The sequence below is a fragment of the Actinocatenispora sera genome (assembly GCF_018324685.1).
Classification (GTDB): Bacteria; Actinomycetota; Actinomycetes; order Mycobacteriales; family Micromonosporaceae; genus Actinocatenispora; species Actinocatenispora sera.
Map to the genome: position 1 here is coordinate 6,155,782 of NZ_AP023354.1, position 22,831 is coordinate 6,178,612.

Below are 22,831 nucleotides of genomic sequence, written 5' to 3' on the forward strand. Positions count from 1 at the left end.
CGTGGTTCCCGTCCAGCCAGGAAAGGGGTGTCGTGCCGGTCCTGCTGCTGGTGCTGGCCGCCCTGTTCGCCGTCGTGGCCGGGGCGAACGACGGCAGTGCCATCGTCGCCGCCGGCCTGCGCGCACCGGGACCGCGGCCGATCACGCAGATCGCGCTGCTGCTCGCGGCGTTGCTGCTCGGCCCCACCCTCCTGTTCGGTACCAGGGTGGCCAGCACGCTCGCCGAGCGGCTGGTGCCGTTCGGCGGTGGCCAGCAGGGCGTGGTCCTGGTCGCCATCGTGGTGTCGGTCGGTGTCGTCTTCACGCTGGCCCGGGCCGGCCTGCCGACGAGCCTCACGCTGGCGCTGATGGGCGCGATCACCGGGGCCGGCCTGGGCGCCGGGCTGCCGGTACAGCTTGCGGTCCTGGGTGAGGTCGCGCTCGCCGGCCTGCTGGCACCGGTGCTCGCCGGCGCCCTCGGCTTCGCACTGACCCGCGGCGGACTGCGGATGGTGGGCGGCTGGCAGGCGACGCGGCGCGCGCGGCGGCTGCACCTCGCGGCGTACTGCCTGCAGTGCCTGGCCTACTCCGCCAACGGCGGGCAGAAGATGCTGGCGGTCTTCGCGATCGCCGCCGGTACGGCCGGCTCGGCCGGCTGGCGTTTCGTGCTCGCCGCGGCCGGCCTGTTCGGGCTGGGGCTCGTCGCGGGTGTGCGGCGCGCGGCGGCCAACCTCAGCCAGGGCATTCTGGCGGTGCACCTGCGGCACGCCCTGGTCGCCGAGATCTGCTCGTCGGTGGTCGTCGCGGGCGGTGGCCTGGCCGGGATACCGCTGACCATGAGCCAGGCGGTCAGCGGTGGCCTGATCGGCGCCGGTGCCAGCGAATCGCCGTCCCGGATCCGCTGGGCGACGGCGCTCCGCCTGGCCGGCGCGTGGCTGGTCACGTTGCCGGCGAGCATCGCGGCGGCGGCACTGGGCGGGGTGCTGGTGCGGTGGGCCGGATGAGCCGGCACTCTCGGCTGGCCCGGCGGGCGCACCGGCTGGTCGAGGACCTGACCGGGCGGTCCGGGCGCCGGCTGCTGAGCCTGCTCGGCGACCAGCTCACCCACACCGCCGACGGCGCCGAGCTGGTCGAGAGGCTCGCGTCGGGCGAGGTCACGCCGGCCGCCGCGCACGAGCGGATCCGGGACATCGAGCACCGCGGCGACGACGCCCGCGCGACCCTGATCGAGGAACTCAGTCAGGTCCTCGCGACGCCGGTGGATCCCGAGGACCTGTTCCGCGTCTCTCGCTGCATCGACGACGTGCTGGACAACCTGCGCGACTTCGTCCGGGAGGTCGACCTGTACCAGCCGGACGAGCTGGCGTTCGCGGTGGAACCGATCCGTACCCTGCGGGAGGGCCTGACCGGCTTCTCCACCGGCCTGGGCAGCCTGGACGGCGCACGGCGCGGCGACCCCGAGGCGACCCTGCCGGCACGGCGGGCGGCGAACGGGCTGCGCCGGCAGTACCAGGAGGGGCTGGCCGAGCTGTTCCGCCGCCCGGTCGACCCGGAGGCGCTGAAACGACGCGAGCTGCTGCGCCGGCTCGACGTCATCGGGCTGCGGCTCGGCGAGGCCGCCGCCTTCGCCGACGCCCTGCTCAAACGCAACCACTGACCCGTCGCGAACGTCCCCGGCCGGCCGCGGCCGACCGGACCGGGCCGAAGGTCCCAGCGGTGCCGGTGGCAACGGCACTGTGGCCCGCCCGCGGATGGCCACATCCTCGAGTCGAACCCGCAGACGAGAAGGGGTGACGGTCATGACCGGCACGACATCGGGCACCGGGCGCATCGTGGTGGGAGTCGACGGCTCGGAACCCGCGCAGCGGGCGCTGCGGTGGGCGCTGCGGCAGGCCCAGCTGACCGGAGCGCGGGTGCAGGCCGTCACGGCCTGGGAAGTGCCGCTGTACTACGGCATGTCGCCCACCCTCGACGTGGATCTGTCCGAGCAGACCCGCAAGATCCTCCACGACGCGGTCGCCGAGGCGGTCGAGGACACCCGTGTCGACGTGGAGATCGAACAGCATGCGGTGCACAACGATCCGGCCCGTACGTTGATCAACGCGGCGATCGGCGCCGAGCTGCTGGTGGTGGGTACCCGGGGGCACGGTGGTTTCACCGGGGCGCTGATGGGTTCGGTGGCGCAGAAGTGCACCCACTTCGCCGCGTGCCCGATCGTGGTCGTGCCGTCCGAACGGAAGTAGGCGGTTTCCCGCTCGCCGACCCGCCTGGCGCCGCGCGGCCGCAACCGGCGGGCGGCTGATGGGCGGGTCGCTCGGGTGAGTTCTCGTTGCTACAACGGGACGGACCACTCCAGGATCGTCCCGGTCGGTTCCCGGCCGGACCAGGTGAAGGTGCCGCCGTGATGCTGCGCCCGTTCGGTCATGTTCGCCAGCCCGCCGGAGCGTCTCACGGCGGTCGGGTCGATGCCGACCCCGTCGTCGGTGACCTCCACCCGGAGCAGGTCGGCCGACACCGTGACTGCGACGGTGACGGCGCTGGCCTGGGCGTGCCGGGCGATGTTGGACAGCGACTCGCGGATCACGGCGAGCAGGCAGCCGCGTAGCTCGCCGGTGACCAGGGTGTCGACCGGGCCCCGGAGAGACAGCTGGGCGGGAAAGCCCAGCGATGGCCGGGCCTGGTCGACCGTGATGCGGATCTGGTTGCGCAGGTCGTCCTCGGCCGGGGTGCGCAGCTGGAAGATGGTGCCGCGGATGTCGCGGATGGTCGCGTCCAGATCGTCGATGACCGCGTTGATGCGCTTGTGCACCTCGGGTTTGATGACGAGCTGGTCGGTGGTGGCCAGCTGGGTACCGGCCGCGAACAGCCGTTGGATGACCAGGTCGTGCAGGTCGCGGGCGATGCGTTCGCGATCGCCGAGGATGGCGAACAGCTGACGCTGTTGCTGGTCGCGGGCCCGTTCCAGGGCGAGGGCGGCCTGACCGGCGAAGGTCTCCATCAGCGCCATGTCCGGTGGCTCCACCGGACGGTGCGTGTCGTTGGTCGCGATGGCGAGGGCGCCGAGCGTGCGTCCACTGGCCGACAGCGGGACCAGCAGGGCCGGGCCGGTGTGCAACGGCGTCGGCCAGTCCGCGGCGTCGGCGAGATCGGCCAGCGCGCTGACCGAGCCGCCGGTGACCCGGCCCAGCTCGCCGCTGGCGCTGGGCACCTGGGCCCCGGCCAGCTGCTCCCCGTCGGTGCCGGAGACGACCCGGACGGTCATGCACTGCTCGTCCTCGTCACCGAGCAGCACCAGCGCGAGGTCCGCGCCGGACACCTCGCGGGCCCGGTCGGCGATCAGCCGTAGCGCGCTGTCCTCGTCGATGTTCTCGCCGACCAACACGTTGATGATCTCCGCCGAGGCCTCCAGCCACCGTTGCCGCCGCCCGGCCAGCTCGTAGAGCTGGGCGTTCTCGATGGCGGCGCCTGCGGCGACCGATAGCGCCACGACCAGCTGTTCGTCGCCGTCGGTGAACGAACCGCCGCCCTGCTTCTCGCTCAGATACAGGTTGCCGAACACGTGATCGCGGATGCGGATCGGCACACCGAGGAAGGTGTGCATCGGCGGGTGGTTCGGCGGGAAGCCGTACGCGCGCTCGTGTTGGGTGATGTCGTCGAGCCGGATCGGTTCGGGGTTGTCGATCAACAGCCCCAGCACCCCGTGTCCTCGGGGCAGGTCACCGATCTTGGCCCGGGTCGGCCCGTCGATGCCCTGGGTGATGAAGTCGATCAGCGTGCGGTCGGCGCCGATGACGCCCAGCGCGCCGTACCGCGCGTCGGTCAGCCAGCAGGCGGACTCCACGATCCGGGTCAGCGTGCTGTGCACGTCGAGGTCGGTACCGATCGACACCACCGCATCCAGCAACGACCGCAGCCGCTCGCGACTGCGGGTCACCTCACCCACCCGGTCGAGCAGCTCGCGCAGCAGCTCGTCGAGGCGCACCTGCGGCAACGGCCGGAGGCCGAGCTCGGAATGGCTGCGCGCACCGGGCCGCCCACCGGGCCCGCGAGGAGCCGTCGGATCGACCGCCATACGCCGAGCGTAGCGATCCGATGACGGCGGCGCACCCCTTCACATGGTGCGAGCCCGGGGCCGTCCGGAGGAGGTCACGCGTGACGATCGCCCCGGCTCAGCTCTCGATCATCTCCTCCGGCGAGCGCCGCGGTTCGGGCGGTGGCGGAGTCGCGGCCGCGACGCTGAGCCGCAGCGCGATCATCGGATGCCCGAGCTGACTCAGCAGCCCGGCCAGCGTGGCGCGGGTCGGCTCGACCTCGACCACGTTGCTGATCGGGTTCACCGAGATCCGGTGCTCGGTGGCGGCGATCAGCAGCGCCGACAGCGCCTGCCCGGCCGCCAGCCAGTCGGCCGGCTCGTCGCCGTCGGAGAACAGGATCGCGTAGTTCGCGGTCTGATCGTTGCCTTCGCCGGCATCGAGACCGGCGTCGTCATTGGGTAGGAACTCCCGTTGTGGTACCCGGCGGGGGATCTGCGGCACGACCGAGCTGGCGGTGACCCCGTCTCCGCCACCGGTGGGCCGGTGGGTCCAGCGGGCGAGGTCGCCGCGGACGCCGGGATCGGCCGTTTCGATCGCCGCGGCGTGCGTCGCGGCGACGATCAGCACGGGAACCTGCTCGTGAGGCAGCAGGTGCAGGTGCGCGCCGTGTCGTTCGGCCGCGTCCCGCAGCTGCTGCAGCCGGTAGGCAGGAATGCAGACGTCGCGCGGGGCGGGCCGGCGGTCGGTGCGGCGGGCCAGCATCGCCTGGAACGCGCGCTGATCGGCGAAGCTCGGCCGCTGTTCGGCGCCGGCCCGTACGACCGCCAGCAGGTCCGGTGTGGTCGCATCGGGCCGGACATCGACCTGCGGGCGGTGCCCGATGATGGTCAGCGCCACCATGGCATGGTGCAGCGCGATGCCGCAGCTGAGGATCAGCAGGCGCCCGTCCGGGTCGATGCTGGTGAGCTGGCGCGAGCGATCGGCCCACAGTTCGGCCGACCCGTCGTGTACCCGCCAGCGCCACGGCTGGGTGTTGAGCAGCGACGGAGCCCGCAACGCGGCGAGCGCGGCACGGCCCAGGGGACTGTCTGCGCTGTACCCGCGGCTACGGATCGCTCGGTCGCTGAAGTTGATGGCTGCCACCGTCTTGTCCTCTCCTCGATCCTCTGCACCACATGCTGGTCGGTTCCGCTGCGGCCGGGCAGTGCCGTCCGGCCCGGTGCGGGTCGGCCTTCGGCACCCACGTGCCGGTACCGCAGGGCGGCGAACGGTGCCCGTACGCCCCGCCCGGGCCGATCGGCCCCGAGCACCCGGGCCGTTGGACCGGCGGCACGGGCCGCTCGACCGGAGTAGAACGGAGGGATGATCACGGTGTTCCTGCTCGACGACCACGAGGTGGTCCGGACGGGGCTGCGCGGCCTGCTCGAGAACGACGGACAGATCAGCGTCGTCGGCGAGTCCGGCTCCGCGGTCCAGGCGATCGCCCGGATCCCTGCCCTGCGGCCGGATGTCGCGATCCTGGACGCGCGGTTGCCGGACGGCTCGGGCATCGACGTCTGCCGCGAGGTGCGCTCGGTCGACCCGTCGATCCAGGTGTTGATCCTGACCTCGTACGAGGACGACGAGGCGCTGTTCGCCGCGATCATGGCCGGCGCCGCCGGGTACGTGCTCAAACAGATCCGCGGCACCGACCTGGTGGAGGCGGTACGCCAGGTCGCCACCGGGCACTCGCTGCTGGACCCGGCGGTCACCGAACGGGTCCTCGAGCGCATCCGCCGCGGCACCGCCAACGAACCCGACGAGTTGCGACACCTCACCGACCAGGAGCGCCGCATCCTCACCCACATGGCCGAGGGCGGCACCAACCGGGACATCGCCCAGGCGATGCACCTGTCGGAGAAGACCGTCAAGAACTACGTGTCGAGCATCCTGGCCAAGCTGGGCCTGCACCGGCGCACCGAGGCCGCGGTCCTCGCCACCCGGCTGCTCGGCCGCACGCGCGGTTGACCGGCCTGCCCCGGAGCGGATGCGCGCGACCGGCCTGTCCCTGAGCGGATGCGCGCGACCGGCCTGTCCCTGAGCGGATGCGCGCGACCGGCCTGTCCCTGAGCGGATGCGCGCTACCGGTCTGCCCCGGAGCGGATGCGCGCGACCGGCTGCCCGGAGCGGATGCGCCCGCGGTCGACCGGGCCCCGGCTGCGGGCGGCCCGCCAGTCGGTCAGCTGCCCGCGGCCACGATCGCGGCCGGCTGGTCGGACGCGCCACGCGCCACGCCGGTGTCCACCGACACGGCCCGTCCGGCCTCGGTCGGAGGCAGCACGGCCACCGGGCACCCGGCATCGCGCAGCAGCCCGTACGCGATGGGGCCCAGCGGGGCACGGGACGGCCCCCGTTCCAGGCGACCGATCGCGAGCAGGCGGGCGCCCTGGCTGGCCATGGTCAGCGCGCCCAGCCGGGATCCGCCCAGCACCACGAGCTTGACCGCCACCCGCGGGAATCGACGCCGCCACGGTTCGGTCTCCTGCTCCAGGAATCCCAGCGCTGCCGGTTCGGTCGCGAAGTGCGTTGCCAGCAGCCGCTCGTCGAACCAGTACGCGTCCGTCGACTCCGCGGTCACGTGCGCGGCGGCGAGCGGCAGGTCGTGCGCGTCCGCGTAGGCGAACGCGAACTCCAACGCCGATCGGGCGGCAGCCGATCCGTCCACCGCCGCGACGACCTGCCCCCGCAACGGCCCCGGCAGGCCTGAGTCGGCACGAACCCGCACCAGCGGGCAGCGCACCGTGATCGCCGTACGCAGCGCCACCCCGCCCTGGCTCGCTCCCCGCCGGGACGGATCGGGCGCGCCCCCCAGGACCAGCAGTCGCGCCCGCTCCGCCAGCCGCGCCAGCGCCAGCGCCGGATCGCCGCGGCTCAGGCACACCTGTACCCGGTCGGCGTTCAGCGTCCGCCGCGCCGACCGCAGCGCCGCGGTCAGCAGCCGAGCCGCGTCCTCGCCGTCACCGCCGGGAAAACCCTGCTCCACGTGGCAGATCAACAGGTTCCGGTCGTCGGCCGCGGCCGCCTGCGCCGCCCAGCAGAGAGCGGTACGGCTGTCCGGCGACTCGTCCACACCGACCACGACGGTGCCATTGTCCACAGTGGAGTCGTACATGTCGATGCTTCTTTCCTGTTCTGCCGCCGCCGGTGGCGGGGATCGTCCTGACCTCATCGTGTGCCACCGCCGGCGCGGCGCAGCAGTGCCGAACGGTCCGGCGCCGCCGGGACGTTTGCCGATCACGCCGGCCGGACGGCACGGCCGCGCGCGTCCGGCCTCGACGCGTGTCCGGCTCGACGCGTGTCCGGCCTCGATGGGGGCCGGCCCGGTCGCGGTACGGCCACGGGCCGCGGGCAGCCAGGTGGGTTTACCGTCCGCCGCGGCGGGCAGCCGAGGCTGGCGAGATCCGGCACCCGCCGGGTCCGGGCCTCGCCCCTGTCGTGCCGCGCACTGTTTCGCCGCGGCGGACGGTAAACGCCGGAGCGAGATGTCCGAACACCAGACGGATCGCGAGCGCCAGGTGGAAGGCGACGTCGTGCCCGACTTCAACTTCGTGGAGGAGATTCCGGCCGGGGTCGGCCGGGCCGACGCGGACGCCCTGCCGGACAGCGAGGAGGAGCCGGACGATCGGGGGTCACAGCGCGATCCGGCCGAGAGCGACGAGGATCGCCGAGCCGGCCGCCGGTGCGCCGGACCGGTGGCGCCCACCCGCCGCTGCGCCGGACAGGGCGCCGTTGTACCGAACCCGCCGTCGTACCGAACCCGCCCGCCGTTGTACCGAACCCGCCCGCGGTCGTACGGAGCCCGCCCGCCGTTGTGCCGGGCACGGTGGCGCCGGCACCCGGTCGGTCACGCCGCGAGCGGGTGCCGCACGGTGCTACCGGCGGTGCCGGCCGGGCGAGCCGGGCCGCGAGGTCGGGTGGGGCGTGACCCGTTCGATCGACCGGCCGGCCGGCGCTTCGTCCATGGGGCCGGGCCGCCGCTCCTCCCAGTGATCACCGACCCGGTCGAACCCGCGCCGGAGAACCTCCCGGGCGAACTCGTAGGCCCGCCTCCCGTCACCGAAGCGCCGGATGGCCGCCTCGTGTGCCGACAGCCAGGTCGCGCGGGCGGCCCGCGACGACTGCTGGAGCGCCAGGGGCAGCTCCTGCATGGCTGGCATGTCCTCCTCCGGACTCGTGGTCACCTGGTGTGCCGGCCCGCGGTTTCAGCCGGGCAACGTCTCGCCGCCGATGGGTGCGAGCACCTCGCCGGTGTAGTACGAGGAGAGTTGGTCGCTGGCGAAGAACACGTACGACGGCGCGATCTCGTCGGGATGCGCGGCCCGCTCCATCGGTACGCTCTCGCCGAACTTCTCGACGTGGTCGGCCGACAGTGTGGCCGGAATCAGCGGTGTCCACACCGGGCCGGGTGCGACGCAGTTGACCCTGATCCGCCGCTCGGTCAGCGACTGCGCCATCGAGTAGGTGAAGGCGAGGATGGCGCCCTTGGTGGCGGAGTAGTCGATCAGCGTCTTGTTTCCCCGCAGCCCGTTGATCGACGAGGTGTTGATGATCGCCCCACCGTCCGGCAGGTGCCGCAGCGCCGCCTTCGTGGTGTGGAAGAACGACCCGAGGTTGACCGCCACGGTGCGGTCCCACTGCTCGGTGTCGATGTCGGTGAGCGAGTCGGCCGGTGACTGGTACGCGACGTTGTTGACGAGGATCTCCAGCCCGCCCAGGGCCGACACCGTGCCGTCGACCACGTCCGCGCAGTGCGCCGGATCGGCCATGTCGCCCGGCAGCAGTACGCACCGCCGACCCTCCTGCTCGACCAGCGCCCGGGTCTGCTCGGCGTCGCCGTGCTCCGTCAGGTACGAGATGGCGACGTCGGCGCCCTCCTTGGCGAACGCCACCGCGACCGCGCGGCCGATTCCGGAATCTCCCCCGGTGATCAGCGCCCGCCGCCCGGACAGCAGCTCCCGTCCTTGGTAGTCGCGCATCTGGTCGTCCGGCGGCGGCTGCATCTCGGCGGTGGTACCCGGGTAGTCCTGTTGCTGTGGCGGCGTTTGCTGCGTGCTCATGCCCGCCGGCTACCCACGATCGCTCCGCACAAACGGCGACCGCCGGCCCGGGCCGGTGCCCGGTCACACGACGGGATGGCGCGGACCGTCCGACGAGGGCCGGTGCTTGTTCGACCGCCGCCGCGGTTCCGGGCCGCCCTCGTCGTGGGGCTCCACGTCGGTGTCCGAGTGCTCCTCGGCGAAGTCGTCGGACGCTTCCTTCCGGTACTCGGCGGGCGGCTCGGCGTCACCGAGCTCGGCGTCGTCGTCTCGTCGCATGGTTCCTCCCTCGGCTCACGGGGTGAGCAGGACCTTGATGGCGCCGTCGCGCTTGTGCTGGAACATCTCGTACGCCTCGGGCGCCTCGGACAGTGGCAGCCGGTGGGTGGCGAGATCCAGCACCCCCAACGGATCCGCGTCGTCGGTCACCAGCGGCAGCAGCGTGTCGGTCCACTGCCGGACGTGCGCCTGCCCCATCGCCAGCCGCACCCCCTTGTCGAACAGGGTCAGCATCGGCAGCGGGTCGACGGCACCGCCGTACACGCCGGACAGCGAGATGGTGCCGCCGCGGCGCACCGCGTCGATCGCGAGGTAGAGCGCGGCGAGCCGGTCGACCCCGGCGGTCTTCATCAGCTTGCGGCCGGCCACGTCCGGCAACACCGCGGCGACCCGCTGGGCGAGCTTGCCGGCTGGCGAGCCGTGCGCCTCCATGCCGACCGCGTCGATCACCGAGTCGGTCCCCCGGCCGTCGGTACGCTCCCGGATCGCGTCGGCCACCCCGGATCCGTCGCCCAGATCGACGACCTCCGCGCCGTAGCGCTGCGCCATCGCCCGCCGTTCCGGTACCGGATCCACGCCGATCACCGACGCACCGTGGTGGCGGGCGATCCGGACGCACAGCTGCCCGATCGGGCCCAACCCCAGTACGGTGACGCTGCCGCCGTCCGGGATCGCCGCGTACTCCACCGCCTGCCACGCCGTGGGCAGCACGTCGGACAGGAACACGTACCGTTCGTCCGGCCCCTCGGCGGGCAGCTTGATCGGCCCGAACTGCGCCTGCGGGACGCGCACCAGTTCGGCCTGCCCGCCCGGTACCTGCCCGTACAGCTTCGTGTAGCCGAACAGGGCGGCGCCGGACCCCTGCTCGCGGACCTGGGTGGTCTCGCACTGCGCGTACAGCCCGCGCTGGCACATCCAGCAGTGTCCGCAGGAGATGTTGAAGGGAATCACGACCCGATCGCCGGGCGCGATGTGGTGCACCGCGCTGCCGACCTGGTCCACGATGCCCATCGCCTCGTGCCCGAGCACGTCGCCCTCGCTCAGGAAGGCGCCGAGTACCTCGTACAGGTGCAGGTCGGAGCCGCAGATCGCGGTCGTGGTGACCCGCACGACCGCATCGGTGGGTTCCTGGATGGTGGGTTCGGGCACCTCGTCGATCCGTACGTCCCTGGTGCCGTGCCAGGCCAGCGCCTTCACCGCACACCTCCTCGCCGTCGGGTTCGTGCCAACACCGGTTCGGCTACCCAGCACGGGGCGGGCCACGGTGCACGCCGGTGGGCGCCGCGCAGCGACGCCACGCTACGCCGTTGCCAGGCTGCCCACCGGCAGCCGTCCGGCTACCCAGACCGAGCGCCGGTACACGTGGGGCTTTCCGCGGTCCGCAACGTGTGGGCGTGGCCGACCGGGGTAGGGCGGGGTCGTGCACTCGTCCCGACGGCGGCGCCGGCACGGTCCACGATGGACGGTGGGGCCGAACCGCGGCATCGACATGCTCCGGAGGCCTCGTGCTCGGGCTCGCCGGACGGCCGATCGGGCCGCGCCGGAGCGTACGGCAGGCGGCTCGGTCGGTGCACGCCCGCTGTCGACGAAGGGAACGACCATGACAAACCCGGCACGCCGTGCCGTGGAACGGCTCGCGAAACGGTACGGGCAGGGCTCGTCCCGGCCGCTGTACGGCTACCTCACGGTCGTGGCGGTCTACTCCGGTACGGCAGCCACCGCCGCCGCGCTCGCCCGCCTGACCGGCCGGCAGGCACTCCGGCTGGCACTGTCGGACGTGTTCCTGCTCACCACCGCCACCCACAAGCTGAGCCGGCTGCTCACCAAGGACGCCGTGACGAGCCCGCTGCGGGCGCCGTTCACCCGGTACCAGGAGCCGGCGGGTGAGGGCGAACTCAACGAGGGGGTCCGGGCCTCGGGCACCGGCCACGCGGTCGGCGAGCTGCTGGTGTGCCCGTTCTGCGCGGCGGTCTGGGTGGCCACCGGGCTGACCGCGGGAATGGTCTTCGCGCCCCGGCTGACCCGGCTGGTGGCCACCACCTTCACCGCGGTGGCCGGATCGGACTTCCTGAACCTCGGCTACGACGCCGCCAAGCAACGGCTGGACCAGCTCGCGTCGTGACCGCCGGGCGTTGCGCCCGGCCCGGACACGGCACCCGCTCGTGCCGTGCCCGACGCCGGACGGCTTTCGTCCGCATATTCCGGCACCGGCTGGGTAGGTGCTCCGCAGTCGAGCGAGCGGGAGGGGAACGAATGCCGCAGGTCGTCGTGGTCACCGGTGCCAGTGGAGGGGTCGGCCGGGCCGTGGTGCGGGCCTTTGCACGCCGGCACGACCGGATCGCGCTGCTCGCCCGCGGACAGCAGGGCCTGGCGTCCGCGGCGGACGATGTGCGCCAGGCCGGCGGTACCCCGCTGGTGGTGGCGACCGACGTGGCCGACGCCGAGCAGGTGGCCGACGCGGCCGACCGGGTCGAGCGAGAGCTGGGTCCGATCGACGTGTGGGTCAACGTGGCGATGACGACGGTGTTCGCGCCGTTCGACCGGATCGAGCCGGCGGAGTTCCGGCGCGTCACCGAGGTCGACTACCTCGGCTTCGTGTACGGCACGATGGCCGCGTTGCGGCACATGAAGCCGCGCGATCACGGCACGATCGTGCACGTCGGGTCCGCGCTGGCGTACCGCGGAATCCCGCTGCAGTCCGCGTACTGCGGTGCCAAGCACGCGATCCAGGGCTTCCACGAATCGCTGCGCTGCGAGCTGCTGCACGAGGGCAGCAAGGTACGGGTGACGATGGTGCAGATGCCCGGCCTCAACACGCCGCAGTTCACCTGGGTACGCTCCCGGCTGCCGCGCCGGGCCCAGCCGGTACCGCCGATCTACCAGCCGGAGGTCGCCGCCCGCGCGGTGCTGCACGCCGCCGACCATCCGCGCCGCCGGGAGTACTGGGTCGGCACCAGCACCGCGGTCACGTTGCTGCTCAACGCCGTCGTACCGGGGCTGCTGGACCGTTACCTCGCGCGCACCGCGTTCTCCGGGCAGCAGACCGATCAGCGGCGGCGCCCCGACGACCCGGAGAACCTCTTCGCGCCGGCGGACAGCCGCGCCGGGCACGACTTCGGCGCGCACGGCCGGTTCGACGAGACGGCGAAGGCCCGCGACCCGCAACCGTGGCTGTCCCGCCACCACGGGGTACTGGCGACCACCGCGGTCACCGCCGCCGGGCTGTGCGGTGTGGCCGCGGCCCGGCAGGTGCGGCGCGGCCGGCATCCGGGCTGACCGTCGTCCCGCCTCGACCGACCGGACGACCAGCGAAGGGTGATGAGCGACGTGACAGGTCCGGTACGCGAACTGACACCGGCCGATCTGGCCGACCTCGATGTGACGCGTCTCGCGACGGCGCTGCGTGACCGGGTCGACGGCGAGGTCCGGTTCGACGCGGGCACCCGCGGCACGTACGCGACGGACGGCTCGAACTACCGCCAGGTGCCCATCGGGGTGGTGCTGCCGCGCTCGGTCGAGGCCGGTGTCGAGGCGATGCGGGTGTGCGCCGAGTTCGGTGCCCCGGTGCTGTCCCGCGGCGCCGGTACCAGCCTGGGCGGCCAGTGCACCAACGTCGCGGTGATCATCGACTGGACCAAGTACTGCCACCGGTTGGTCTCGGTGGATCCGCAGCGGCGCACCTGCGTGGTGGAGCCCGGCATCGTGTTGGACGAGCTGAACCGTCAACTGTCCGACCACGGTCTCAAGTTCGGGCCGAAGCCGTCGACGCACAGCCACTGCACGCTCGGCGGGATGATCGGCAACAACTCGTGCGGCGCCTCGGCCCAGGCGTACGGGAAGACCGTGGACAGCGTGCGCCGGCTGGAGATCTGCACCCCGGACGGCAGCCGGTTCTGGATCGGTCCCACCACGGCCGAGGAGGACGAGCGGATCCTCGCCGCGGGCGACCGGCGCGCCGAGATCCATCGCGGCCTGCGCGCGATCGCGGACCGCTACGCCGAGGACATCCGGTCCGGCTACCCGGACATCCCGCGCCGGGTGTCCGGCTACAACCTCGACTCGCTGCTGCCCGAGCACGGCCCGAACCCGGCGCGGGCGCTGGTCGGCAGCGAGGGCACGCTGTGCGCGGTGCTGCACGCCGAGATCGAGCTGGTACCGGTGGAGGCGGCCGACGCGATCCTGGTCCTCGGCTACGACGACATCTGTGCCGCCGCCGATGACGTGCCGGCGATCCTGGCGCACAGCGAACCCTCGCAGCTGGAGGCGATCGACGACCGGATGGCGCAGCTGATGCGCGAGGAGCATGCCTACCTGGATTCGCTGGACCAGTTGCCGGCCGGCAACAGCTGGCTGCTGATCCAGTTCTTCGGCGACGACAAGGAGGACGCGGACCGCAAGGCGACCGACCTGGTGGCCGCGCTGGGCCGGTCCACCGACGACGAACGGGTAGCGCTGTCCGACGACACGGTGCGCGAGCAGGAGATGCTGAAGGCGCGCGAGGCCGGCCTCGGTGTCACCGCCCGGCCGCCGGACGACCGCGAGACCTGGGAGGGCTGGGAGGACTCGGCGGTCGGGCCCGACCGGCTCGGCGACTATCTGCGCGACCTGAAGGCGCTGTTCGACGAGTTCGACTACGACCACCCGGCGCTGTACGGGCACTTCGGCCAGGGCTGCGTGCACACCAGGATCCCGTTCGAGCTGACCACCGCCGACGGGGTGGCCGCGTTCCGGGAGTTCCTGCACCGTACCGCGCGCCTGGTCGTGTCGTACGGCGGGTCGCTGTCCGGTGAGCACGGCGACGGGCAGGCCCGCGGGGAGCTGCTCACCATCATGTTCGGCCCGCGGCTGGTCGAGGCGTTCGGCGAGCTGAAGCGGCTGTTCGATCCGGACAACCGGATGAACCCGGGCAAGGTCGTGAGTCCCCACCCGGTCGACGGCCAGCTGCGGCTCGGCGCCGACTGGCACCCGGGCACGTTCGACACGGAGTTCGGCTACCCGCACGACGACCACAGCTTCACCAGCGCGGTGCTGCGGTGCGTCGGCATCGGCAACTGCCGCTCGCACACCGGCGACGTGATGTGCCCGTCGTACCGGGCGACCGGCGAGGAGGAGCACTCCACCCGCGGCCGGGCCCGGCTGCTGTTCGAGATGATGAACGGGCACGAGGACTCGGCTATCACGAACGGCTGGCGTTCCACCGAGGTACGCGACGCGCTCGATCTGTGTCTGGCCTGCAAGGGATGCAAGAGCGACTGCCCGGTCGGCGTGGACATGGCCACCTACAAGGCGGAGTTCCTGTCGCACCACTATGCGCACCGGCTGCGGCCCACCGCGCACTACGCGCTCGGCTGGCTTCCGCTGTGGGCGCAGCTGGTCCGGCCGGCGCCGCGGCTGGCGAACGCCGCCCTGCGCGCACCGGTGCTGTCGGCGCTCGGCAAGCGGATCGCCGGTGTCGCGGCGGAACGCGAGGCACCGCCGTTCGCGGCGCGGCCGTTCGTCGACTGGTGGCGGGCACAGCGGCGCCCCGAGCCGGACCCGGACGATCCACGCACCGTCGTGTTGTGGCCGGACACGTTCAGCAACCACTTCCACCCGCACGTGGCGCGCGCCGCGGTACAGGTGCTGGAGGCGGCCGGGCTGCACGTCGCGGTACCGGAGAAACCCGTGTGTTGCGGGCTGACCTGGATCTCCACCGGGCAGCTCACGACCGCGAAGAAGGTCCTGCGGCGCACCGTCGCGGCGCTGCGACCGTGGCTGTCCGCCGGTACCCCGATCATCGGGCTGGAACCCTCCTGTACGGCGGTGTTCCGCTCCGACGCACCGGAGTTGCTGGACGGCGATCCGGACATCGAACGGCTGTCCGGTCAGGTGTCGACGTTCTCCGAGGCGCTGCTGCGCCACGCGCCGGACGACTGGCAACCGCCACAGTTGGCCCGGCGGGCGCTGGTGCAGACGCACTGCCACCAGCACGCGGTACTCGGCAGCGACCCGGACGCCGAGCTGTTGCGCCGCGCCGACATCGACGCCGACTTCCTCGACTCCGGCTGCTGCGGGCTGGCCGGCAACTTCGGCTTCGAGCGCGGCCACCACGACGTGTCGATGGCCTGCGCGGAACGGGTACTGCTGCCCGCGGTGCGCGACGCGGCGCCCGACGCGCTGGTTCTCGCCGACGGCTTCAGCTGCCGCACCCAGATCGAGGAGGCGGGTACCGGCCGCCGGGCCATGCACCTGGCGGAGGCGCTGGCGATGGGGCTGTCCGGGCATGCGCCGGTGCAGCGCCCGGAAATGGTCGCCGCGCCCCGGCCGGCACCGTCCGCACGGGCCGGTAAGGCCGTCACCGCGGTCGCCGCCGGCCTGCTCACCGGGGCGGCGCTGACCGCCGTACCGCTGATCCGCGGCAGCATCCGCACCCTGCGCCACCGCCGCTGAGCGGGCCCGACGCCGCCGCTCGGCGGCGCTTGCCGCCACTGCCACTCGGCGGCGCTTGCCGCCACTGCCACTCGGCGGCGCTTGCCGCCACTGCCGCTCGGCGGCGCCGGCCGCCACTCGACCCCCGACCGCCCGACGTTTCGGCCGGTTTCCGGGGAACACAGGCGTGGCACGAAACGACCCCATGAGTTCGTTCGCGAGGCAGTGGTCGTTACATCCTGAATCGAAGCTTCCGTCCGGCCTGTCTGGTCGCTACGCTCCGCCTTGTCCGAAGAGGTCCCGACGAGAGGGCAACCGCCCTCCCGACCGAGACCTCTGACCGGGACCCCTCTCACCCCTCACGGAGGTTCCCATGGGTTCACGCCTGCGTACCGCCGGATTCGCGGTCCTCGCAGCGGCGGGGCTGGTGGCCATGTCCGGTACCGCGACGGCCGCCCCGGCACAGGCCGGCACGACCGCGCGCACGATGCACTCGTGCGCCACCGTCACCGCCGGCCACGCGCACTGCCTGGCGGAGATGCGTACCGACGTGCACCGCAGCAACGCCGCCGTGCGCAAGGCGGCGGCGACACCGTCCGGGTACGGACCGGCGGACCTGCAGTCGGCCTACAAGCTGCCGTCCGGCAGCGCCGGCAACGGGCAGACCGTGGCGATCGTCGACGCGTACGACGCGCCGACCGCCGAGCAGGACCTGGCCGTCTACCGCAGCCAGTACGGCCTGCCGGCGTGCACGACCGCCAACGGCTGCTTCCGCAAGGTCGACCAGAACGGCGGCACCAACTACCCGCGCAAGAACGGCGGCTGGGCGCAGGAGATCTCGCTGGACCTCGACATGGTCTCGGCGGTGTGCCCGAACTGCCACATCCTGCTGGTGGAGGCCAAGAGCAGCTCGTTCGCGAACCTCGGCGCGGCGGTCAACCGCGCCGCCACCATGGGCGCGGACGTGATCAGCAACAGCTACGGCGGCTCCGACGCCTCCGACGCCAACTACGGCCAGTACTACAACCACCCGGGCATCGCGATCACCGTCAGCTCGGGCGACGCCGGCTACGGGGTGGAGTACCCGGCCTCCTCGCACTACGTCACCGCGGTCGGCGGTACGTCGCTGCGCGCCGACTCCAGCTCGCGTGGCTGGTCGGAGTCGGCCTGGAGCGGCGCCGGTTCCGGCTGCTCGGCCTACAACACCGCGCTGTCCGGCCAGTCCGGTGTCGGTACCGGCTGCGGCAAGCGGGCGGTCGCGGACGTGTCCGCGGTGGCCGACCCCAACACCGGTGTCGCCGTCTACGACAGCACCGCCTACCAGGGCTACTCGGGCTGGATGGTGTTCGGCGGTACCAGCGTCGCGGCCCCGGTCATCGGCGCCGTGTACGGCCTGGCCGGCAACGCCGGCAGCATCGACAACAACTACCCGTACGCGCACGCCTCGTCGCTGTTCGACGTGACGAGCGGTTCGAACGGGTCGTGCAGCACCAGCCAGTGGTGCCGGTCGCGCACCGGCTGGGACGGTCCGACCGGCCTCGGCACCCCGAACGGCGTCGGAGCCTTCTGACCGACCAGGTGCCCGCCGGCTGGCAGAGGTACTCGCGATGGGCTACCCAGGCACGCCGGTGGAGCATCCGGATCGGGTCGTCGCACCGCGGCGCCGTCGGCCCGGGACAGCGGGGCGCTCACCGCAGTCGCGCCGGGCTGCTGACGGGCGCGGCGCTCACCCCGCCCCGCTGATCCGCTGCCTGCGTCGCTGTCGCTGAGCCGACCCCGCCGGTGCGAGCCCGGGCTGTCCGTTCGCGGACGGCGGCCCGGGCTTCCGCGTGCTGGCGGAGAGTTGCGCACTCATCGACCCGAGCGTCCGACGTTGGGGATCATGCCGCGCCCCGTCGACCGGCGCGGCGCGACCTGCGAGATCCGCTGCGGCGAGACCCGCAGCAGAACCGCCGCGTCCCGCACCGACATGTGCCGCCGGGTCAGCTGCTCGGCCAGCTTCGCAGTACGTTCCGCGAGTTCCCGCTCGGCTTCGGCGATGCGGCTGCGCTCGGCGCGGATGTCGGCGGTGACGCGGTCGATGTCCTCATCTCCGGTCCGGTACTCATAGTCCAGCACTAGGCCGGCCTCGGCGTCTTCCGGCAGGTCTTCGGCGAGCGCGATCGCTTCGCGGACGTTGCCGTCGAGGCCGGGCAGGTTCTTCGCCCAGGTCTGCGTGCCCTCGAGGTTCGGCACGTCAGCCAGCCAAGCGTCACCCTCGCGGGTCACGACTACCCGGTACGCGTTCACTGCAACCACCCCTGTCCGAACACGGGCTCCATGGCCTTCTCGATGGACCGCAGGGTCCCAGCGGGGATGTCCCCGGCGTGCTGCGGCACGGTGGTGCGGGCGGTGATGGTGCCTTTGATCGCTTCATACCGGCGGTGCGAGCCGCGCTGCCGCAGCTGGTAGCCGCCGAGCCGCTCGATCTTCCGGTTCACTTCCCGCGCCTTCACAAGGGTAAGTCTAGCCGCTAGACGCTGCAAGTGTCAAGCGGCTAGACAATTCCCCGCCACATGAGCGGACCGCGGAAAGACGACGCGCGCGTATCGACCGGGTATGGGCGGCATCCCGTCGGCCCTGGCCGAGCCGGGCCTGGCCGCTGTCCGGCGCGACCGTGCACGGTCAGGCGACGCGGTAGGGGTCGGCGTCGGCGTCACGCAGGTGCAGGCCGTGGCCCGGGGTGGACAGGTCCGGTTGGGCCGCGCCACCGGACGGATCGGGTACGCCGTCGAGCAGCATCCGCTCGATCCGGTCATGGTCGGCGAACCACTCCAGGTGCCGGAAGTTCGGGGTGGCGGCGGCGACCGGTACGGTCAGGCTCGGCGCGCAGTGCCCGGACAGCTCGCGGTTGTGCGCGGCGGCGAGGGCCGCGATCCGCAGCCATTCGGTGTACCCGCCGCACCGGGTTGCGTCGGCCTGCAGGCAGTCGACCGCATCGACCATCCGGGCGAAGTAGACCAGGTCGTAGCCGTACTCTCCGGCCGCGACGTCCGGCTCGACCAGATCGCTGATCCGCCGCAGCCCGGCCAGATCGTCCGACGACACCGGCTCCTCGAACCACCGTACGTCCCACTCGGACAGTCGCCGCCCGACCCGGATCGCTTGTCCGACAGCGTATCCGCCGTTCGCGTCGACGTAGAGCTCGACTTCGGGGCCGACCGTCTCGCGGGTGAGCGCGACGCGCGCCAGGTCCCGCTCGACCCGGCTGCCCCAGGACTCCCCGATCTTGATCTTGACGCGGCGCATCCCGCGGGACAGCCAGCCGGTGAGCGCATCGGTGAGCTGCCCGTCGTCGTAGCTGGTGAACCCGCCGGAGCCGTACACCGGTACCTCGGTGCGGGCCAGGCCGAGCAGCCGGGCCAGCGGCAGTTCGGCGAGCTGGGACGCGGCGTCCCACCAGGCGGTGTCCACCGCGGACAGGGCACAGGACGCGAGCCCGGGCCGGCCCAGGTTGCGGATCGCCCGCTGCATCCGGCCCCACCCGTACGGCACGTCCAGCGCGTCCACGCCGACCGCGGCGCCGGCGAGCTTGCCGCGGATCAGCGGAACGCAGGCCGCGTCGGCGTAGGTGTAGCCGAAGCCGGTGACCGGCCCGGCCCGTACCGTCGCGGTCACCAGGGTGGTCGAGTCCCAGGACAGGGTGCCGTCGGCCTCCGGAACCTCGGTCGGCACCGTGAACGCGGCGGCATCCACGGCATCGACCGCGACGTCCGGCCGGCTCACTGGTGGTTCCGGCCCTGCGCGTCGCCGGGCAGCATCTCCTGCATCTTCGACTTGACGCCTTCCTTGAGCACGCTCCAGCGCTCCGGGTCGCCCTTGAGGATCGCCTCGGCCGCCTTCTCCATCTGGTCCCAGCTGGCGTGCGGTGGGATCGGCGGTACCGACGGGTCGGTGACGAACTCGATCAGGCACGGCCGGTCCGCGGCGAGCGCCTGCTCCCACGCACCGGTGACCTGGTCGGGTTTGGTGACCTCGATGCCGGTCAGCCCGATCAGGCTGGCGTACGCCGCGTACGGGAACTGCGGCAGCTTCTGCGACGGCTCGAACTGCGGCGAGCCGGCCATCGCCCGCATCTCCCAGGTGACCTGGTTGAGGTCGCCGTTGTTGAGCACGCCGACGATCAGCCGCGGATCGTCCCACTCCTGGTAGTACATCGCGGCGGTGAGCAGCTCGTTGATGCCGTTCATCTGCATCGCGCCGTCCCCGACGAGCGCGAACGCCGGCCGGTCCGGATGCGCGAACTTGGCACCCACCGCGTACGGCAGGCCCGGGCACATGGTGGCGAGGTTGCCCGACAGCGAACCCCGCATCCGGCCGTGGAACTTCAGGTGCCGGGCGTACCAGTTGGCCGCCGACCCGGAGTCGGACGTGATCATCGCGTCGTCCGGCAGCAACGGCGACAGCGCGTGGAACACGTACTCCGGGTTGATCGGGTCGGCGTCGACCGCGGCGCGGCGGTCCATGACCTCCCACCACCGGGTCACGTTCGACTCGATCTCCTCGCGCCAGTCGCGCTTCTGCTTGCGCTGCAGCAACGGGATCAGCGCCCGTAGGGTGGCGGCCGCGTCGCCGACCAGGTTCACCTCGTACGGGTAGCGCATGCCGACCATCGTCGGATCGATCTCGATCTGCACCCCGCGCGCCTGGTCCAGCTCCGGCATGAACTGGGTGTACGGGAAGCTGGAGCCGACGGTGAGCAGCGTGTCGCAGCCCATCATCATCTCGTAGCTGGGCCGCGTGCCGAGCAGCCCGATCGCGCCGGTCACGTACGGCAGGTCGTCGGGCAGCACGTCCTTGCCGATCAGCGCCTTCGCCACACCGGCGCCGAGCACGTCGGCGGTCTGCTCGACCTCGGCCACCGCACCGGCCGCGCCCTGGCCGACCAGGATCGCCACCTTCTCCCCCGCGTTGAGCACGTCCGCCGCGCGGCGGATCTCGTCGTCCGGGGGCATCGGGGTAGCGGCGGCCAGGCCGAGGCTGGACGGCACCATCTTGAACGCGTGCGTCGGCGGCGAGTAGTCCAGCTCCTGCACGTCACCCGGGACGATCAGCGCCGTGACCGTGCGCCGCGACATCGCCACCCGCATCGCCCGGTCCAGCACGTTCGGCAGCTGCTCGGGCACCGTGACCATCTGCAGGTAGTCGGCCGCCACGTCCTTGAACAGCGACATCAGGTCGACTTCCTGCTGGTACGAGCCACCCATCGCGCTGCGGTTGGTCTGCCCGACGATCGCCACCACCGGGACGTGGTCCAGCTTCGCGTCGTACAGCCCGTTCAGCAGGTGGATGGCACCCGGGCCGGACGTCGCCGCGCACACGCCCACCTTGCCGGAGAACTTGGCGTACCCGCAGGCCTCGAACGCGGCCAGCTCCTCGTGCCGGGCCTGGATGAACCTCGGCTTGTCGTCCGCGCGCGCCCACGCGGCGAGCAACCCGTTGATGCCGTCACCAGCATAGCTGAACACCCGCTCCACACCCCAGTCGCGGAGCCGTTCCAACAGGTAGTCAGCGACCTTCTGCGCCATGACGCCCCCAACCGCACGCTTATCCGTCCTCATCGGCCTACCCCACCGGGCGCCGGGTACACGTCCAGGCGTTTGTCGCGGCGGCGCCCGCGGCGCGGTACCCGTCCGGGTGTCGGAGTTCATCGCCGCCGCATCGGGGTGGTTAGCCGGCGCTGGATGGGTACGAGGGCGGTAGGGATCCGGCAGACATCCGGCAGACGAGAAGAGGTGGCGACGATGAGCGGGGAGTTGTCCGGCCGCACGGTGGCGTTCCTGATCGCACCGGAGGGCACCGAGCAGGTCGAGCTCACCGAGCCGTGGCAGGCGGTGACCGAGGCCGGCGGTACGCCCCGGCTGGTGTCCACCGCGGACGGCAAGGCGCAGCTGTTCGACCATCTGGACCGGGGCGAGACCCGGGACGTCGACGTGACGGTGGCGCAGACCTCGGCGGACGAGTACAACGCGCTGGTACTGCCGGGCGGGGTCGCGAACCCCGACTTCCTGCGCACCGACCCGGACGCGGTGGCGTTCGTGGACGCGTTCTTCGCCGCCGGCAAGCCGGTCGCGGTGATCTGCCACGGGCCGTGGACGATCGTCGAGGCGAACCGCGTCCGCGGCCGCACCCTGACCTCCTGGCCGAGCGTACGGACCGACATCGTCAACGCCGGCGGGCACTGGGTCGACGAGCCGGTCGTGGTCTGCGAGGACGGGCCGAACCTGCTGATCAGCAGCCGCAAGCCGGACGACCTGACGCCCTTCTGCCAGACCCTGGTACAGCGCTTCGCCACGCTGACCGCCGGCAACACCTGAGCCCGGCGGGTCCGGGGGCCGAAACCAGCACCGGGGAAGGTTTGCCGCCGCCGGCACCGGGTACCGAGACGCCGGGTCGACCGCGCCGCCGCGGTCGGCGCGAGGCTGCCGGTGGAGGTGACGACGTGGGCGTCCGGACCTGGATCGAGGGCTGGCCGGTCTACCGGCAGGCGCTCGGCACGGACCGCACCGGCCGCGGCGCCGCGGCGAAGAGCCGCACCAGCGAGTCGCTGACCCCGCGCACCAGCTCCGCCGACCGCGTCGTCAAGTCGGTCTGCCCGTACTGCGCCGTCGGCTGCGGGCAGGACGTGTACGTCCGCGACGGTGCGGTGACCCAGATCGAGGGCGATCCGGACTCACCGGTCAGCCGGGGACGGCTGTGCCCCAAGGGTTCCGCGTCGCTGCAACTGACCACCGGGTCGAGCAGGGCGCAGCAGGTGCTGTATCGCCGCCCCTACTCCGACCACTGGGAGCACCTCGACCTCGCCACCGCGATGGACATGATCTCCGACCGGGTCATCGCGGCCCGGCGCGACCACTGGCAGTCCGAGCAGGACGGTGCCCGTACCCGGCGCACCATGGGCTTCGCCAGCCTCGGCGGCGCCACCCTGGACAACGAGGAGAACTACCTGATCAAGAAGCTGTTCACCGCGCTGGGCGCGGTGCAGATCGAGAATCAGGCGCGCGTTTGACACTCCTC

The 22,831-nt window shown here is 72.4% G+C and carries 21 protein-coding genes; 10 read left to right on the forward strand and 11 right to left on the reverse strand.

What is annotated here, in order from left to right; genetic code table 11:
• Positions 1-32 precede the first annotated feature (32 nt).
• The 3 genes from Asera_RS28955 to Asera_RS28965 all read left to right on the forward strand — a co-directional run bounded on the left by Asera_RS28955 (position 33) and on the right by Asera_RS28965 (position 2,222).
• Positions 33-983 carry an inorganic phosphate transporter gene (locus Asera_RS28955; protein WP_051801386.1) on the forward strand — a complete coding sequence of 317 codons (951 nt, stop codon included), beginning with the start codon at positions 33-35 and terminating at the stop codon, positions 981-983.
• Entirely contained in the window at positions 980-1,636 is a 657-nt protein-coding gene (locus tag Asera_RS28960; protein ID WP_084130888.1) for a DUF47 domain-containing protein, read from the forward strand. The genes Asera_RS28955 and Asera_RS28960 overlap by 4 nt, the downstream gene beginning before the upstream one ends.
• 142 nt (positions 1,637-1,778) lie before the next feature.
• Positions 1,779-2,222: a universal stress protein gene (locus Asera_RS28965; RefSeq protein WP_030444005.1), complete on the forward strand. Its 444-nt coding sequence runs from the start codon at positions 1,779-1,781 to the stop codon at positions 2,220-2,222.
• Positions 2,223-2,311: 89 nt separating this feature from the next.
• On the opposite strand, the gene Asera_RS28970 is transcribed toward Asera_RS28965, so the two are convergent.
• Complete coding sequence (locus tag Asera_RS28970; protein ID WP_084130820.1) at positions 2,312-4,051, reverse strand: sensor histidine kinase; 1,740 nt, start codon at positions 4,049-4,051, stop codon at positions 2,312-2,314.
• Between the two features lie 97 nt (positions 4,052-4,148).
• Complete coding sequence (locus Asera_RS28975; protein WP_051801381.1) at positions 4,149-5,156, reverse strand: Acg family FMN-binding oxidoreductase; 1,008 nt, start codon at positions 5,154-5,156, stop codon at positions 4,149-4,151.
• A 219-nt stretch (positions 5,157-5,375) separates the two neighbouring features.
• On the opposite strand from Asera_RS28975, the gene Asera_RS28980 reads away from it, so the two are divergent.
• Positions 5,376-6,020 carry a response regulator gene (locus Asera_RS28980; protein WP_030444002.1) on the forward strand — a complete coding sequence of 215 codons (645 nt, stop codon included), beginning with the start codon at positions 5,376-5,378 and terminating at the stop codon, positions 6,018-6,020.
• Between the two features lie 211 nt (positions 6,021-6,231).
• On the opposite strand, the gene Asera_RS28985 is transcribed toward Asera_RS28980, so the two are convergent.
• The 5 genes from Asera_RS28985 to Asera_RS29005 form a co-directional block, all read right to left on the reverse strand.
• Positions 6,232-7,164, reverse strand: a complete 933-nt coding sequence (locus tag Asera_RS28985; protein WP_030444001.1) for a universal stress protein — start codon at positions 7,162-7,164, stop codon at positions 6,232-6,234.
• A 760-nt stretch (positions 7,165-7,924) separates the two neighbouring features.
• Positions 7,925-8,200 carry a ChaB family protein gene (locus Asera_RS28990; RefSeq protein ID WP_051801379.1) on the reverse strand — a complete coding sequence of 92 codons (276 nt, stop codon included), beginning with the start codon at positions 8,198-8,200 and terminating at the stop codon, positions 7,925-7,927.
• Between the two features lie 54 nt (positions 8,201-8,254).
• Positions 8,255-9,109, reverse strand: coding sequence for an SDR family oxidoreductase (locus Asera_RS28995; RefSeq protein WP_030443998.1), 855 nt, complete (start codon positions 9,107-9,109; stop codon positions 8,255-8,257).
• Positions 9,110-9,172: 63 nt separating this feature from the next.
• On the reverse strand, positions 9,173-9,367 hold the full coding sequence (locus tag Asera_RS29000) for a hypothetical protein (protein ID WP_030443997.1): 195 nt from the start codon (positions 9,365-9,367) through the stop codon (positions 9,173-9,175).
• Positions 9,368-9,382: 15 nt separating this feature from the next.
• Positions 9,383-10,564: a zinc-dependent alcohol dehydrogenase gene (locus Asera_RS29005; protein WP_030443996.1), complete on the reverse strand. Its 1,182-nt coding sequence runs from the start codon at positions 10,562-10,564 to the stop codon at positions 9,383-9,385.
• Between the two features lie 403 nt (positions 10,565-10,967).
• Between Asera_RS29005 and Asera_RS29010 the strand changes: the two genes are divergently transcribed.
• The 4 genes from Asera_RS29010 (at position 10,968) to Asera_RS29025 (ending at position 17,345) form a co-directional block, all read left to right on the forward strand.
• Positions 10,968-11,489: a DUF1360 domain-containing protein gene (locus tag Asera_RS29010; protein WP_030443995.1), complete on the forward strand. Its 522-nt coding sequence runs from the start codon at positions 10,968-10,970 to the stop codon at positions 11,487-11,489.
• A gap of 131 nt (positions 11,490-11,620) precedes the next feature.
• Positions 11,621-12,643 carry an SDR family oxidoreductase gene (locus Asera_RS29015; protein ID WP_030443994.1) on the forward strand — a complete coding sequence of 341 codons (1,023 nt, stop codon included), beginning with the start codon at positions 11,621-11,623 and terminating at the stop codon, positions 12,641-12,643.
• 42 nt (positions 12,644-12,685) lie between these two features.
• A complete protein-coding gene (locus Asera_RS29020; RefSeq protein WP_084130818.1) occupies positions 12,686-15,796 on the forward strand; it encodes an FAD-binding and (Fe-S)-binding domain-containing protein in 3,111 nt (1,036 codons plus the stop codon).
• Positions 15,797-16,148: 352 nt separating this feature from the next.
• Positions 16,149-17,345 (forward strand): S53 family peptidase, encoded by a 1,197-nt coding sequence (locus Asera_RS29025; protein WP_030443992.1) that lies wholly within the window; start codon positions 16,149-16,151, stop codon positions 17,343-17,345.
• Positions 17,346-17,626: 281 nt separating this feature from the next.
• Here the strand turns inward: Asera_RS29025 and Asera_RS29030 are convergent, their stop codons facing one another.
• The 4 genes from Asera_RS29030 to Asera_RS29045 all read right to left on the reverse strand — a co-directional run bounded on the left by Asera_RS29030 (position 17,627) and on the right by Asera_RS29045 (position 21,342).
• A complete protein-coding gene (locus Asera_RS29030) occupies positions 17,627-18,064 on the reverse strand; it encodes a hypothetical protein (RefSeq protein WP_211255430.1) in 438 nt (145 codons plus the stop codon).
• Positions 18,061-18,270 carry a type II toxin-antitoxin system HicA family toxin gene (locus Asera_RS29035; protein ID WP_030443990.1) on the reverse strand — a complete coding sequence of 70 codons (210 nt, stop codon included), beginning with the start codon at positions 18,268-18,270 and terminating at the stop codon, positions 18,061-18,063. Before Asera_RS29035 ends, Asera_RS29030 begins: the two co-directional genes overlap by 4 nt.
• A 169-nt stretch (positions 18,271-18,439) precedes the next feature.
• Positions 18,440-19,540: an enolase C-terminal domain-like protein gene (locus tag Asera_RS29040; RefSeq protein ID WP_030443989.1), complete on the reverse strand. Its 1,101-nt coding sequence runs from the start codon at positions 19,538-19,540 to the stop codon at positions 18,440-18,442.
• A complete protein-coding gene (locus Asera_RS29045) occupies positions 19,537-21,342 on the reverse strand; it encodes a thiamine pyrophosphate-requiring protein (RefSeq protein ID WP_030443988.1) in 1,806 nt (601 codons plus the stop codon). Before Asera_RS29045 ends, Asera_RS29040 begins: the two co-directional genes overlap by 4 nt.
• Positions 21,343-21,558: 216 nt before the next feature.
• On the opposite strand from Asera_RS29045, the gene Asera_RS29050 reads away from it, so the two are divergent.
• Together Asera_RS29050 and Asera_RS34135 are read left to right on the forward strand one after the other, a co-directional pair.
• Positions 21,559-22,131, forward strand: a complete 573-nt coding sequence (locus Asera_RS29050) for a type 1 glutamine amidotransferase domain-containing protein (protein ID WP_030443987.1) — start codon at positions 21,559-21,561, stop codon at positions 22,129-22,131.
• Between the two features lie 125 nt (positions 22,132-22,256).
• Positions 22,257-22,823: a molybdopterin-binding domain-containing protein gene (locus Asera_RS34135; RefSeq protein WP_030443986.1), complete on the forward strand. Its 567-nt coding sequence runs from the start codon at positions 22,257-22,259 to the stop codon at positions 22,821-22,823.
• The last annotated feature ends 8 nt before the right edge of the window (positions 22,824-22,831 follow it).

Bases quoted from the DNA above. Each gene is read 5' to 3' on its own strand.
- Asera_RS28960 (WP_084130888.1), top strand. From the start codon at position 980: ATGAGCCGGCACTCTCGGCTGGCCCGGCGGGCGCACCGGCTGGTCGAG.
- Asera_RS28965 (WP_030444005.1), top strand. From the start codon at position 1,779: ATGACCGGCACGACATCGGGCACCGGGCGCATCGTGGTGGGAGTCGAC.
- Asera_RS28970 (WP_084130820.1), bottom strand. From the start codon at position 4,051: ATGGCGGTCGATCCGACGGCTCCTCGCGGGCCCGGTGGGCGGCCCGGT.
- Asera_RS28980 (WP_030444002.1), top strand. From the start codon at position 5,376: ATGATCACGGTGTTCCTGCTCGACGACCACGAGGTGGTCCGGACGGGG.
- Asera_RS28985 (WP_030444001.1), bottom strand. From the start codon at position 7,164: ATGTACGACTCCACTGTGGACAATGGCACCGTCGTGGTCGGTGTGGAC.
- Asera_RS28990 (WP_051801379.1), bottom strand. From the start codon at position 8,200: ATGCAGGAGCTGCCCCTGGCGCTCCAGCAGTCGTCGCGGGCCGCCCGC.
- Asera_RS28995 (WP_030443998.1), bottom strand. From the start codon at position 9,109: ATGAGCACGCAGCAAACGCCGCCACAGCAACAGGACTACCCGGGTACC.
- Asera_RS29000 (WP_030443997.1), bottom strand. From the start codon at position 9,367: ATGCGACGAGACGACGACGCCGAGCTCGGTGACGCCGAGCCGCCCGCC.
- Asera_RS29010 (WP_030443995.1), top strand. From the start codon at position 10,968: ATGACAAACCCGGCACGCCGTGCCGTGGAACGGCTCGCGAAACGGTAC.
- Asera_RS29015 (WP_030443994.1), top strand. From the start codon at position 11,621: ATGCCGCAGGTCGTCGTGGTCACCGGTGCCAGTGGAGGGGTCGGCCGG.
- Asera_RS29020 (WP_084130818.1), top strand. From the start codon at position 12,686: ATGAGCGACGTGACAGGTCCGGTACGCGAACTGACACCGGCCGATCTG.
- Asera_RS29025 (WP_030443992.1), top strand. From the start codon at position 16,149: ATGGGTTCACGCCTGCGTACCGCCGGATTCGCGGTCCTCGCAGCGGCG.
- Asera_RS29045 (WP_030443988.1), bottom strand. From the start codon at position 21,342: ATGGCGCAGAAGGTCGCTGACTACCTGTTGGAACGGCTCCGCGACTGG.
- Asera_RS29050 (WP_030443987.1), top strand. From the start codon at position 21,559: ATGAGCGGGGAGTTGTCCGGCCGCACGGTGGCGTTCCTGATCGCACCG.